General features: G+C 69.3%; 13 protein-coding genes. 9 read left to right on the forward strand and 4 right to left on the reverse strand.

The features are described from left to right. Nucleotides 1-19 precede the first annotated feature (19 nt). From VNS22_RS09645 to VNS22_RS09655, 3 genes are read left to right on the forward strand one after another with little or no spacing between them, the layout of a single operon-like run. Nucleotides 20-1,552, forward strand: coding sequence for an acyl-CoA carboxylase subunit beta (locus VNS22_RS09645; RefSeq protein ID WP_349261759.1), 1,533 nt, complete (start codon nt 20-22; stop codon nt 1,550-1,552). Between the two features lie 23 nt (nt 1,553-1,575). Beyond that, nucleotides 1,576-3,573, forward strand: a complete 1,998-nt coding sequence (locus VNS22_RS09650) for an acetyl/propionyl/methylcrotonyl-CoA carboxylase subunit alpha (protein ID WP_325731834.1) — start codon at nt 1,576-1,578, stop codon at nt 3,571-3,573. A gap of 17 nt (nt 3,574-3,590) precedes the next feature. Then, a complete protein-coding gene (locus VNS22_RS09655) occupies nt 3,591-4,253 on the forward strand; it encodes a fumarylacetoacetate hydrolase family protein (RefSeq protein WP_325731836.1) in 663 nt (220 codons plus the stop codon). Nucleotides 4,254-4,401: 148 nt separating this feature from the next. Here VNS22_RS09655 and VNS22_RS28540 read toward each other — a convergent pair whose 3' ends face one another. Beyond that, nucleotides 4,402-4,644: a DUF1127 domain-containing protein gene (locus VNS22_RS28540; protein WP_325731838.1), complete on the reverse strand. Its 243-nt coding sequence runs from the start codon at nt 4,642-4,644 to the stop codon at nt 4,402-4,404. A gap of 257 nt (nt 4,645-4,901) precedes the next feature. Here VNS22_RS28540 and VNS22_RS09665 point away from each other — a divergent pair, with 257 nt between their 5' ends. Further along, nucleotides 4,902-5,792 (forward strand): alpha/beta hydrolase, encoded by an 891-nt coding sequence (locus tag VNS22_RS09665; RefSeq protein ID WP_325731840.1) that lies wholly within the window; start codon nt 4,902-4,904, stop codon nt 5,790-5,792. 9 nt (nt 5,793-5,801) lie between these two features. On the opposite strand, the gene VNS22_RS09670 is transcribed toward VNS22_RS09665, so the two are convergent. Then, nucleotides 5,802-6,737, reverse strand: a complete 936-nt coding sequence (locus VNS22_RS09670) for a VOC family protein (RefSeq protein WP_325731842.1) — start codon at nt 6,735-6,737, stop codon at nt 5,802-5,804. A gap of 112 nt (nt 6,738-6,849) precedes the next feature. Beyond that, a complete protein-coding gene (mobB, locus tag VNS22_RS09675; RefSeq protein ID WP_325731844.1) occupies nt 6,850-7,353 on the reverse strand; it encodes a molybdopterin-guanine dinucleotide biosynthesis protein B in 504 nt (167 codons plus the stop codon). A 71-nt stretch (nt 7,354-7,424) separates the two neighbouring features. On the opposite strand from mobB, the gene VNS22_RS09680 reads away from it, so the two are divergent. Further along, nucleotides 7,425-7,673 carry a sulfurtransferase TusA family protein gene (locus tag VNS22_RS09680; protein ID WP_325731846.1) on the forward strand — a complete coding sequence of 83 codons (249 nt, stop codon included), beginning with the start codon at nt 7,425-7,427 and terminating at the stop codon, nt 7,671-7,673. Between the two features lie 4 nt (nt 7,674-7,677). On the opposite strand, the gene VNS22_RS09685 is transcribed toward VNS22_RS09680, so the two are convergent. Beyond that, on the reverse strand, nt 7,678-8,640 hold the full coding sequence (locus VNS22_RS09685) for a GlxA family transcriptional regulator (RefSeq protein ID WP_325731848.1): 963 nt from the start codon (nt 8,638-8,640) through the stop codon (nt 7,678-7,680). A gap of 88 nt (nt 8,641-8,728) precedes the next feature. Here VNS22_RS09685 and VNS22_RS09690 point away from each other — a divergent pair, with 88 nt between their 5' ends. The 4 genes from VNS22_RS09690 to VNS22_RS09705 form a co-directional block, all read left to right on the forward strand. Then, complete coding sequence (locus VNS22_RS09690; protein ID WP_325731850.1) at nt 8,729-9,610, forward strand: 3-keto-5-aminohexanoate cleavage protein; 882 nt, start codon at nt 8,729-8,731, stop codon at nt 9,608-9,610. A 15-nt stretch (nt 9,611-9,625) separates the two neighbouring features. Beyond that, nucleotides 9,626-11,110, forward strand: a complete 1,485-nt coding sequence (locus tag VNS22_RS09695; RefSeq protein ID WP_325731852.1) for a 3-hydroxyacyl-CoA dehydrogenase NAD-binding domain-containing protein — start codon at nt 9,626-9,628, stop codon at nt 11,108-11,110. Between the two features lie 4 nt (nt 11,111-11,114). Then, nucleotides 11,115-12,275 carry an acyl-CoA dehydrogenase family protein gene (locus tag VNS22_RS09700; protein ID WP_325731854.1) on the forward strand — a complete coding sequence of 387 codons (1,161 nt, stop codon included), beginning with the start codon at nt 11,115-11,117 and terminating at the stop codon, nt 12,273-12,275. Continuing rightward, nucleotides 12,272-13,387: CoA-binding protein (locus VNS22_RS09705; protein WP_325731856.1), on the forward strand; the 1,116-nt coding region annotated here is incomplete at its 3' end. The genes VNS22_RS09700 and VNS22_RS09705, both read left to right, overlap by 4 nt.

Consider the following 13,387-nt stretch of genomic DNA (forward strand, 5'->3'; position numbering starts at 1 on the left):
GGCGCTGGCGGGGATGGCCGTGCAGACGATCATCGAGCAGCTCGAGGAGATGCGCCAGGCGGCGCGCCAGGGCGGCGGGGCGAAGCGCGTCCGCAACCAGCACCAGCGGGGCAAGCTCACCGCGCGCGAGCGCATCGAACTCCTGCTGGACCCGGGCTCCTTCGAGGAGACCGACATGTTCGTCGAGCATCGCTGCGTCGACTTCGGCATGGAGAACCAGCGCATCCCGGGGGATGGCGTGGTCACCGGGCAGGGGACGATCAACGGCCGGCTGGTGTTCGTGTTCAGCCAGGACTTCACCGTGTTCGGCGGTGCCCTGTCCGAGGCCCATGCCGAGAAGATCTGCAAGATCATGGACCGGGCGGTGAGCGTCGGTGCCCCGGTGATCGGCCTGAACGACAGTGGCGGGGCGCGCATCCAGGAAGGCGTGGCTTCGCTCGCGGGCTATGCCGACGTGTTCCAGAAGAACGTGCTGGCCTCCGGGGTGATCCCGCAGATCTCGGTGATCATGGGCCCGTGTGCGGGCGGTGCGGTCTATTCGCCGGCGATGACCGACTTCATCTTCATGGTCCGCGACAGTTCCTACATGTTCGTGACCGGGCCGGACGTGGTGAAGACCGTCACCAACGAGGTGGTCACCGCCGAGGAACTGGGCGGTGCCGGCACCCATACCGGACGCTCAGGGGTGGCGGATCTCGCCTTCGACCACGATATCCAGGCGCTGCACGAGATCCGGCGCTTCTTCGACTTCCTGCCGCTCAACAACAAGGAGAAGCCGCCGGTCCGCCCGGCGATCGACCCGATCGAGCGGGACGATCCCTCGCTCGACACGCTGATCCCGGCCAACTCGAACCAGCCCTACGACATGATGGAGCTGATCGAGAAGATCGTGGACGAGGCGGACTTCTTCGAGCTGCAGAAGGACTACGCCAAGAACATCATCACGGGCTTCGCCCGGATCGAGGGCAGCACGGTCGGCATCGTCGCCAACCAGCCCATGGTGCTGGCGGGCTGCCTGGACATCGCCGCCTCGATCAAGGCCGCGCGGTTCGTGCGCTTTTGCGACTGCTTCAACATCCCCATCGTGACGCTGGTCGACGTGCCGGGCTTCCTGCCGGGTGTCGGCCAGGAATATGGCGGGATCATCAAGCACGGGGCGAAGCTCCTGTTCGCCTATGCCGAGGCCACCGTGCCCAAGGTCACAGTGATCACCCGCAAGGCCTATGGCGGTGCCTATGACGTGATGGCGTCCAAGCATCTGCGCGGCGACGTCAACTTCGCCTGGCCGACCGCGGAGATCGCGGTGATGGGCCCCAAGGGGGCGGTGGAGATCATCTTCCGCCAGGATGCCGGCGATGCCGAAGCGATCGAGGCGCGGACCGCGGAATATCGCGAGCGATTCGCCAACCCGTTCGTGGCGGCCAGGCGCGGCTTCGTCGACGACGTGATCATGCCGCACGGGACCAGGCGGCGGGTCGGCAAGTCGCTGCGCTGGCTGGCGAACAAGCAGCTGGCCAATCCCTGGAAGAAGCACGCCAACATTCCGCTCTGATGTCGCCGCGGGAACAGACGACCATGTTCAAGAAGATCCTGATCGCCAACCGCGGCGAGATCGCCTGCCGGGTGATCCGCACCTGCAAGAAGCTGGGGATCGCCACGGTCGCGGTCTATTCGGAGGCGGATGCGCAGGCACTGCACGTGCGGATGGCCGACGAGGCGGTGGCGATCGGCCCGGCGCCGGCGCGCGACAGCTATCTGGTCATCGACAAGATCGTGGCGGCCTGCCGGCAGACCGGGGCGGAGGCGGTCCATCCGGGCTATGGCTTCCTTTCGGAGAACCCGGCCTTCGCGCAGGCGCTGGACGAAGCCGGGATCGTGTTCATCGGTCCGCCCATGACCGCCGTCCAGGCGATGGGCGACAAGATCGAGAGCAAGATCCTGGCCCGGAAGGCCGGTGTCTCGGTGGTGCCTGGGCACAACGAACCGGTATCCGACCCGGACGAGGCCCTGCGGATCGCCCGGCGGATCGGCTACCCGGTCATGGTCAAGGCCGCGGCCGGCGGTGGCGGCAAGGGCATGCGGATCGCCCATGACGACCCGTCGCTGGTCGAAGGGCTGGAGCGGGCGCGCTCGGAGGCGCGCTCCTCGTTCGGCGACGACCGCGTGTTCCTCGAAAAATATGTCGAGCAGCCCCGACACATCGAGATCCAGGTGCTGGCCGACAAGCACGGTCACGCCATCCATCTGGGCGAGCGGGAATGCTCGATCCAGCGCCGCCACCAGAAGGTGATCGAGGAAGCGCCCTCGCCGTTCCTGGACGAGGCGACCCGCCAGGCCATGGGGGCCCAGGCCGTCGCCCTGGCCCAGGCGGTGGACTACCACTCGGCCGGCACGGTCGAGTTCATCGTCGATGCCAAGCGCAACTTCTACTTCCTGGAGATGAACACCCGCCTCCAGGTCGAGCATCCGGTGACCGAACTGGTGACCGGGCTGGACCTGGTCGAGTGGATGATCCGGATCGCCTGGGGCGAGCAGCTGACGATCCGGCAGGACGAGGTGAAGCTGTCCGGCTGGGCGATCGAGGCGCGGGTCTATGCCGAGGACCCCTCGCGCGGCTTCCTGCCTTCCACTGGCCGGCTGCGGCGCTACCAGCGGCCGGCGGGCGAGGGGATCCGGGTCGATGCCGGAGTCGCCGAGGGCCTGGACGTCTCGATGTTCTACGACCCGATGATCGCGAAGCTGTGCGCCTTCGCGGCGGACCGGGCCACCGCAGCCCAGAAGCTCGCCGACGCGCTGGACGCGTATGTGATCCGGGGCCTCAGCCACAACATCGCCTTTCTGACCTCGCTCATTACCCATCCGCGCTTCCTGGAGGGCCGGCTCACCACCAACTTCATCGCCGAGGAATATGGCGACCGATTCGAGGGCATCTCGCTGCCGCACCCGGCCAAGCTGGACCTGGCCGCGATCGCCGTTGCCATGCGGATGATCGAGGCCGAGCGCGCCATGGCCGGCAGCGGCAAGCTGCCGGGCTGGCGGCCGGTTCATGTCGCCGACTGGCGGGTGAAGCTGGATGACGAGCCGTTCGACGTGCGGCTGGACGACCCGGTCGAGGGCGTGCCGAGGGTCCGGATCGAGGACCAGGTGGTACAGCCCGGTCTCGACTGGCAGCCTGGCCGGCTGCTCGCGACGGCGACGGTGAATGGCCGCCGGCTGATCCTGCAGGTCGACCGCCGGCCGGAGGGCTATCTCTTCACCCATCGCGGCGCGCAGGTGACGGTGCTGGTGCGGACCCGCGAGGCCGCCGACTACGCGGCGCGGATGCCCAAGAAGCAGCCACCCGACCTGTCGCGGCTCCTGGCCTCGCCCATGCCCGGGCTGATCGTGGCGGTGGCGGTCGAGCCGGGCCAGGAGGTCAAGGCCGGCCAGGAGCTGTGCGTGCTGGAGGCGATGAAGATGCAGAACATCCTGCGGGCCGAGCGCGACGCCGTGGTCGAGAGCGTGAAGGTGGCACCGGGCGATGCGGTCGCGTCCGACCAGGTGCTGATGACCTTCGTCGGCGCGGCCGGCTGAACAACGAGGACAATCCGATGACCCATCTGCCGTTCGCTACCGGGGGCTCGCTAGAGATCCGCCGGGTGTTCTGCGTCGGGCGCAACTATGCCGAGCATGCCAAGGAGATGGGCCACGACTCTCGCGAGCCGCCTTTCTTCTTCGCCAAGGCGCCCGAGGCGCTGATACTGGGGCCGGAGGTGCCCTATCCGCCGATGACCGCGGATCTGCACCACGAGGTCGAGCTGGTCGTGGCGATCGGCCGGGACGGAGCGGAGATCGGAGTGGAGGCGGCGCGCTCGCACATCGCGGGCTATGCGGTCGGCATCGACCTCACCAGGCGGGATCTGCAGGCGATCGCCAAGAAGCAGGCGCGGCCCTGGGCGCTCGCCAAGTCCTGGATCGGTGCCGCCCCGATCGGCACGCTGCATGCGCCGGCAGAAGTGGGACACCCGCGCACGGGCCGGATCGAGCTCAAGGTCAACGGAGCTGTCCGCCAGTCCGGAGACCTCGCCGAGATGATCTGGAGCGTGGACGAGATCATCGCCGAACTGTCGCGCTACGACCGGCTGCTGGCCGGCGACCTGATCATGACCGGCACTCCGGCCGGCGTGGGCCCGCTGGTCGCAGGCGACCAGGTCGAGGTGGTGATCCAGGGCGTGGGCGCAGCGAAATTCGCCATCACGGCACCGGCCGGCTGAACCCGGCCACAGGAAAACCGCCATAAGACGACAAAGGCCGAAGGGCGCTGCACCTTCGGCCTATGATCGTGTTGCCTGTGCCCTTGGCAATCCGGGGGCCCGAGCCTAGGCGGGCTTGGTACGGGCGGCTTGCTCGCCGCCTGAAGCCTCAGCGAGCGGCGGCTGCCTTCGACGCCACGCTCTCAAGCTCGGAGCGCAGCACACCGATGTCATGGAGCTCGCGGTCTGACAGCCGCGACAGCTCGTTCATGGTCTGACGATACAGCCACCAGCGCTTGATGCCTCCGACCAGACCCTCGGTCGCAGGCGCCTTGCTGGCGTTGCGCAGCTGCCAGGAAGCCACCGCAGTGGTAGCTAGCACGCTGTAAGGGTTGATGAACTCGATCGACATGGCTGGCTACTACTTCACTAGTGCACTCGCGATCGCCGGCTCCCGGCGTCTGCGACATGCACTTCACGTAGGCGGATATGGCTAAGCACGCGCCACTCCGGAACCAACGTTTGTGCAACGCAGCATCGAGTCTGCTGCATGATAGATGGAGCTTTCGTCATGTGGCTGTGGCAGCCCGGTCGCTGCGCACCGGACCTGGGCGACCTGCGCGATCACACCATGTTTAGTGCATTCCTCTGGAGGCGGTGGAGGCGGGGATGCTCGACGGCTTCGAGAAGTGGCGGATGGCGGGGGACGGTGCGGAGATCTTCGTGCAGGTCGGCGGCTCCGGACCGCCTTTGCTGCTCCTGCACGGCTATCCGCAGACCCACCTGATGTGGCACCAGGTGGCGCCTGGACTGGCCGAGCGCTACACGGTGGTCTGCCCGGACCTGCGCGGCTACGGCGTATCGAGCGCACCCAGCGGAGCACCGGACCACGCGAACTACAGCAAGCGCGCCATGGCGAAGGACATGGTGGCGGTGATGGCCGGGCTGGGCTTCGGGCAGTTCGCCGCGGCCGGCCATGACCGTGGCGGCCGGGTGCTGCACCGAATGTGCCTGGACCATCCCGGACAGGTTGCAGCCGCTGCGGTGCTGGACATCGTGCCGACGCGCACCGTGTTCGCGGCGACCAGCCAAGCGCTGGCGTCCGGCTATTATCACTGGTTCTTCCTCAGCCAACCGGCACCTTTGCCGGAGCGCCTGATCTCGCTCGATCCTGCCTTCTGGGTGCGGTCCAAGCTGGAGCGCTGGTCGGGCACGGGTCTCCCCGCGTTCCGGCCCGAGGCGGTAGCCGCCTACGTCCAGGCCTTCACCGACCCGGCGGTGATCCATGGGACTTGCGAGGACTACCGGGCCGCCGCGACCGTGGACCTCGAGCATGACAGCGCCGACCAGGATGCTCGGATCGGCTGCCCGCTCCTGGTGCTGTGGGGCGAGCAGGGACTGATGCACCGCCAGTTCGACGTGCTAGACACTTGGCGGGTCAAGGCGGCCGGCCCGGTCACCGGCCAGTCATTGCCCTGCGGTCATTTCCTGCCCGAGGAGCAGCCGGAGCGCACGCAGGGCGCGCTGGCGGAATTCCTGGCCCGGCACTGGCCGGGCTGAGCCGCCGCCTCACGTAGGGGCGGCCGACTGCTCGCCCGAGAAACCGGCGCTCCGGTGGCGCTGGGTCACTTGGATGTCGCGGTGCTCCACCTGGCCGGTCGTGAACTCCAGCACGGCACCTCCGGCATCGGCCGGCGCCACCCAGAGCGTGCCGTTGGCGCTGTGCCTGGGGGTCACGCCATTGCGGAGCAGCAGCCCCTCAACCCGGCGCAGGCTCGCCACCTCGATGGCGAGTGCCGCCGGGAAGGGTGGTTCGGCCAGGCGCAGGCCGGGGAAGCGTCGGACGGCACTCACCAGGTCGATCACCGACAGGCGCCCCTGGGCCAGGCGGAAATGCGCGCCGTGCGGCCGGCCGAGCAGCCGGGCCAGGCGGCCACGGCTGGCCTGGGGATCGCGCACCACCAGCGTGACCCCGACCAGCCGCCTGGCGCCGTTGGGATGCACCGGCAGCACGTCCGGCCAGATCACCTGGCGCGAATGATGCTCGACCAGGGCCAGATCGGCATCCGGCCAGCAGCGGCCGTCCAGCTGAATCAGGCGGAAGCTGGCCGGACGGGTCGCACCGTCGAGCGGCCATTCCCGCACCAGGCTGCGCGGAGGCGCCAGCCCTGGCAGCTCCTCGCCCAGCACCCGGTGGAGCCGCGTCAGCTCGTCCGTGGCGAGGCCCAGGAAATGGACGCCCTCGCGCCGCGCGGCGCGCTCAGCAATCGCCTGGGCATAGGCAGTTTCGCCCGTGGCCTCGACCAGTTCGAGATAGCTGCCGTCCAGGGTGATGCAGCACCCGGCCGTGCCGAAGGCCTGGGTCCGGCCGCCGGGCTCGAGCTGGCCCTGGTGGGGCAACCTCGGTGCGATCTGGAAGCCCAGCCGCTCGAAGGCCGGTGCCGCCCGAGCGAGGCGGCGGACCAGCAGGGCCGCATGGTCCAGGGTCAGGTCGAACTGAGGCATGACCGGGCAGCTCCGCAGGCAGCAGCACGTCCATCCAGTTGAACCCTCGAACGATACCCGTCAAGATCAACCATTGATTGATATCGCTATTCCCGGCTCCGTCCAGGTCCAGTCACCTTGCCTCGATCCCGCACGTCCGCAGGATGATCTCGATCACCGCCGCCACGTCGTCCAGGCCTACCACCGGCACGGGGCAGCCGGGCAGCGGCACGTCGGCGGCGACCGCGACAATGGTCGGGTCATCCTGGGCCAGGAGCGGGGTACCGCGCTCGCCCCGATGCACCTCGATCTTGGGATGGCGATGGCGCTTGAAGCCCTCGACCAGTACCAGGTCGACCGGCGTCATCCGGCCGAGCAGTTCCTCCAGCTCCGGCTCGGGCGCGCCACGCAGCTCGCGGACCAGCATCCAGCGCTGGCTGGTCGCCAGCATCACCTCGCTGGCACCGGCCGCGCGGTGGCGGTAGCTGTCCTTGCCCGGCTGATCGAGGTCCAGCTGGTGGTGCGCATGCTTGATCGTCGAGACGCGCAGTCCCCTTGCGGTGAGCTGCTCGACCAGCCGGACGACCAGCGTGGTCTTGCCGTTGTTCTTCCACCCGACGACACCGAAGATCCGCATGAACCGCCTCTGGCCCTTGATCGGTTGAGGGCGTACCACTGCCGCGCTTGGATCGCGAGGCGACAGTGCTGATGGAACAGACGGCGACAGCGCCGGAGCCGGCCCGGCTGGATGCCCGGCACCTGGCCTGTCCCCTGCCGGTCCTGAAGGCGCGCAAGCGCCTGCTCGCCATGGCGCCGGGTGAGCTTCTGCTGGTGCTGGCGACCGATCCCGCAGCGTTGCGCGACTTTCCGGACTTCGCGCAGGTGGCGGGCCACCGGCTGCTCGAGGCCGGCGAGATCGAGCCCGGCCTGTTCCGCTTCCTGATCGAGCGCGGCTGAGCCGTCAGCGCCGCCGCAGGGCGCTGGGCGAGGTGCCGAAGCGGCGGTGAAAGCTGCGGCTGAAATGCTCCAGGCTGGCAAAGCCGCAATCGAGCGCCACCTCGCGCACCGTCCGGTCGGTGCCGAGCAGCTGGTCGCGCGCCTGGCGCAGGCGCAGGTCCAGAAGGAAGCGGTGCGGGCTCTGACCGGTCTCGCGCCGGAACAGGCCGGTCAGGCCACGCACCGACAGGCCGGCCTGGCGCGCCAGGACCGGCAGCGGCCAGCCGGCCGCAGGATCCTGCTCGATCGCATCGAGCACCCGGCCGAGCCGGCCATCCCGCACGCCCAGCCTCGCCCCGATCCGCGGCCGCTGCGGCAGGTCACCGGCCCGCCCGCTGCCCGAGACCAGCTGCTCGGTGACGGCCTTGGCCAGCGTGTCGCCATGCCGTCGGCCGATCAGATGGAGCATCATGTCGAAGGGCGAGGTGCCGCCGGCACTGGTGAAGCGGTCCCGGTCGATCTCGTAGAGCCTGGCGGTGAGCTCCACCGCCGGGAACGCAGTCGCGAAGCCCGGTGCCGCCTCCCAGTGCAGGGTGGCGCGATAGCCGTCCAGCAGGCCGGCTGCCGCCAGCGGCCATACGCCCGTGTCCAGTGCGCCCATGGCCACGCCGAACCGGGCCAGCCGGCGCAGCCGGGCGAGCGTGCTGCCGACCACGTGCCGTTCCGGCTCGAAGCTCGCGACCACGACCAGCGAGGAGAAGGCGTGATGTTCGGGCAGCTTCCCGTCCGCCAGCACCGCCAGTCCGTTACTCGCCTGCACCGGCTGGCCGTCCAGGCTCAGGATCTGCCAGCGATAGAGCTCGCGGCCGGCAGCGCGGTTGGCGACGCGCAGCGGCTCGATGGCGGAGGTGAACGCCATCATCGAGAACCGGTCCAGCAGCAGGAACGCGACCGGATCGGGGGCAGCGCGCGCGACGGGATCGAGCATGCCGCAAAGTTCAGGCAGATTGCCGGTTTCGTCAAACGGGCAGCCGGGCATCGTGCCAAGCTCACCCCAAGAACAGGGAGGCGGCAGCATGAACCGGAACGTCATCGTCAGTTGCGCGGTCACCGGCGCCGGCGACACGGTGGGCAAGCACCCCGCGATCCCGGTCACCCCGGAGCAGATCGCCCAGGCCTGCATCGACGCGGCCAATGCCGGGGCCGCGATCGCCCATGTCCATGTCCGCGATCCCCAGACCGGCAAGGCTGCGCGTGCCCCGCATCTCTATCGCGAGGTGGTGGAGCGGGTCCGCGCCTCGGGCGTGGACGTCGTCCTCAACCTGACCGCCGGCATGGGCGGCGACTTCGTGCCCGATCCGCAGGAACCCTGGCGGGGCGGCGAGGGCACCGACATGGCCTCGGTCGAGGACCGGCTGACCCATGTCGTGCAGCTGCGGCCCGAGATCTGCACGCTGGACTGCGGCTCGATGAACTATGCCAGTGCCGCCTATGTCAGCACGCCCGACCAGCTCCGCCAGATGGCTCGGATCATCCGCGAGGTCGGCGTGCGCCCGGAGATCGAGGTGTTCGAGCTGGGCCATGTCTGGATGGCGAACACGCTGATCGAGGAGGGACTGATCGAGACGCCGGCCTTGTTCCAGCTCTGCATGGGCATCCCGTTCGGCGCGCCCGCCGACATCCATGCCATGACCGCGATGCGCGACCTGCTCCACCCGGGCTCGCATTTCGCCGCATTCGGGATCGGCCGGATGCAGATGCCGATGGTGGCGCAGGCCATGCTGCTGGGCGGCAATGTCCGGGTCGGCCTCGAGGACAATCTGTGGCTGGACAAGGGCGTGCCCGCCTCCAACGGGAGCCTGGTCCAGAGGGCCTGCGAGATCGTCCGCCTCCTGGGCGGGCGGACCCTGTCACCGGGCGAGGCCCGCGAGAAGCTCGGCCTGAAGCGGCAGCGCTGAAGGAGGACCGCCAGCATGACCATCAGGACGGTGGGCCTCGTCGGCACCGGGGTGATCGGCTCGGGCTGGGCCGCGCGCTGCCTGTTCCGCGGCCTGGACGTGATTGCCAGCGACCCGTCGCCCGGGGCGGAGGATCTGCTGCGCGCCAATGTCGAGAACGCCTGGCCGGCCATGGCGAAGCTGGTGCAGGCACCCCTGCCGCCGCCCGGCAGGCTCACCTTCGTCCGGAGCCTGGAGGAGGTCGCCCTGCGTGCCGATCTCGTCCAGGAATCGGCGCCGGAGCGGATCGAGCTGAAGCGGCAGCTGTTCCAGGCGCTGGACCGGGTGGCGGGGCCGGACGTGATCCTGGCCTCGTCCTCCTCGGGCCTCCTGCCGAGCGAGATCCAGGCGGGGCTGCGCCATCCCGGGCGCGTGGTGATCGGCCACCCGTTCAACCCGGTCTATCTCCTGCCCCTGTGCGAGGTGCTGGGCGGCCAAGCGACCGATCCGGCGGCGGTCGACCGGGCGATGGCGTTCTACACGTCGATCGGCATGCATGCGCTCAGGGTGCGCAAGGAGGTCGAGGGCTACATTTCCGACCGGCTGCAGGAGGCACTCTGGCGCGAAGCGCTGCACATGGTGAACGACGGCGTCGCCTCGACCGACGAGATCGACGCCGCCATCGCCTATGGCCCGGGCCTGCGCTGGTCATTCTGGGGCACCTGCCTGATCTTCCACCTGGCCGGCGGGGAGGGCGGGATGCGCGCCATGCTGGAGATGTTCGGCCCGGCCCTGCAATGGCCCTGGACCAGGCTGAAGGCGCCGGACCTCACGCCGGAACTGATCGAGCGAATGGTCGAGGGCTGCGAGGCCCAGGCGGCCGGGCGCAGCATCAAGGAACTGGAGCGCCAGCGCGACGCCGCACTGGTCGACGTGATCCGCGCACTGCATCCGCATGAAGTCGGGGCCGGCGCCACGCTGGCGGCCGACGAGGCCGGGCTCTACGGCAGGATTGCCTATCCGCGCTGGGCGCCAGGCACGCGCATCGACGTGCCGCTCCAGCTCTATCGCGGTGGGGTGAACCCGTCCTGGGTCGACTATAACGGGCACATGTCCGAGGGCTCCTATCTCTGGGCCTTCGGCGACGCCTCGGATGCGCTGTTCCGCTTCATCGGCATCGACGAGGCCTACCGGGCCTCGGGCAACAGCTTCTATACGGTCGAGAGCCACATCAATTATTTCAGGGAGGTCGGCGCCGGAGACCGGCTGCGCTACACGACCCGAATCCTCGATCTCGACGAGAAGCGCCTGCATCTCTTCCACGAGATGTTCCACGACGTGAGCGGCGAGCGGATCGCCGTCACCGAGCAGATGCTCATGCATGTCGACACGCAGGCACAGCGCTCGGCCCCGATCCGGCCGGACGTGATGGCGGCGCTGTCCGCGATCTTCGCCGTCCATCGCGAGGCACCGCGGCCTGACCATGCCGGGCGGACCATCGGCATCCGGCGCAAGGGCTGAACCCATGGATTTCGGGCTTTCTGGCGAGCAGGACATGCTGGTCGAGACCACGCGCGCCTTCGTGGAGAAGGAGCTTTATCCCTTCGAGGCGGAGGTCGAGCGGACCCGGGCGGTGCGCCCGGAACTGGCCCGCCAGGTCATCGCCCGGGCGCTGGAGGCCGGGCTCTATGCCGCCAACATGCCGGAGGATCTGGGCGGCGGCGGGCTGGATACCGTGTCCATGTGCCTGGTCGACCGCGAGCTCGGCCGCGCTGCTTACGCGCTGCACTATCTGGTCGCCCGGCCGTCCAACATCCTGCAGGCCTGCACCGGTGCACAGCGCGAGCACTACCTGTTCCCGGCGATCCGCGGCGAGAAGATCGACTGCCTGGCGATGACCGAGCCGGACGCAGGCTCGGACGTGCGCTCGATGAAATGCACGGCGCGCCAGTACGGCGGCGACTGGGTGATCGACGGCGAGAAGCATTTCATCAGCCATGCCGATCTCGCCGATTTCGTGATCCTGTTCGCGGCGTCAGGGGAGGAGGACACCCCGCGCGGCCGCAAGAAGCGGATCACCTCGTTCCTGGTCGACAAGGGCACGCCCGGCTTCGAGGTGCTGCCCGGCTACGTCTCGGTGAGCCATCGCGGCTACCACAACTGCCGGCTGCGCTTCGAGAACTGCCGGCTGCCGGCCTCACAGGTCCTGGGGGAGCCGCACCGCGGCTTCGAGGTCGCCAATGACTGGCTGGGCGCCACCCGGCTGCAGGTGGCGGCGACCTGCCTCGGGCGCTCGCATCGCGCGCTGGAGCTGGCAACGGACTGGGCGGTGCAGCGCCGCCAGTTCGGCCAGCAGATCGGCAAGTTCCAGGGGGTGAGCTTCAAGCTGGCCGACATGAAGCTCCTGCTGCAGCAGGCCGAGCTGCTGACGCTGTGGGCGGCCTGGCGCCACGACCAGCGGATGATGCGCGACGAGGATGCGGCGATGGCCAAGCTCGCCGCCAGCGAGGCGCTCGGCCGGATCGCCGACGAGGCGCTGCAGATCTTCGGCGGCATGGGGCTGATGGAGGATCTGCCGCTGGAGCGCATCTGGCGGGATGCCAGGGTGGAGCGGATCTGGGAGGGCACCTCGGAGATCCAGCGGCACATCATCAGCCGTGCCATGCTCCGGCCGCTCGGCGCATGAGGCCGCTCGGCCGGCTGCTGGCACCGCGCAGTGTCGCGGTGATCGCCGGCCGCTATGCCGGCCCGGCCATTGCCCAACTCCGCCGGATCGGCTTTGCCGGCACGATCCATCCGGTTTCGCCCAGCCGCGCCGAGGTCGGCGGCATCGCCACTGTACCTTCGGCCGAAGCCCTGCCGGACGGAATCGATGCCGCCTTCCTGGCGGTGCCGGCGCCGGCCTGTCCGGCGATCGTAGCGCAACTGCGGGCCAAGAACTGCGGCGGGGTAGTCTGCTTCAGCTCCGAGTTCGCCGAGACCGGGGCAGCGGCATTGCAGCAAGCCCTGGTGGCGGCAGCCGGCGACATGCCGCTGCTGGGCCCCAACTGCCACGGCATCCTGAACGGGCTGGACCGGGTGGCACTCTGGCCGGACGAGCACGGGGTGCGGCCGATCGAGCGCGGCGTGGCGATCCTGAGCCAGAGCGGCAACATCGCGATCAACCTCACCATGCAGCAGCGCTCGGTGCCGATCGCGCTGGTGGCGAGCCTCGGCAACCAGGCGCAGCTCGGCGCTGCCCCGCTCCTGGCCCATCTCGCGCAGGACGAACGGATCACCGCGATCGGGCTGCATCTGGAGGGCCTGGACGATCCGCCCGCCTTCGCTGCCGCCGCAGCCGTGGCCCAGGCGGCGGCCAAGCCGATCGTGGTGCTCAAGACCGGCCGCTCGGCGGCAGGTGCCCGGGCGGCCGTGACCCATACCAGCACGCTCGCCGGTTCGGCGCGCGTCTACGACGCCTATTTCGAGCGGCTGGGCATCGCCCAGGTGTCGAGCGTCGCGGCCCTGCTCGAAACGCTGAAGCTGCTCCACGTGCACGGCCAGCGGCCCGGGCGGCGGATCTGCTCGGCATCCTGCAGCGGCGGCGAGGCCGGGCTGGTGGCCGATCAGGCGGAGCGGCTGGGCCTGGAACTGCCGCCGCTAGCGCCGGCTCATGCACAGGCCGTGGCAGATGCCCTGGACGGGCGGGTGCGGCCCGATAACCCGCTGGATTACCAGACGTTCATCTGGGGTCAGGGCGACCGCCTCCAGACGGCGTTTTCCGCCTTGTTGGCGAATGAATTCGACACCGCGTTGCTG

The organism is Geminicoccus sp., from assembly GCF_035556675.1.
Lineage (GTDB): Bacteria > Pseudomonadota > Alphaproteobacteria > Geminicoccales > Geminicoccaceae > Geminicoccus.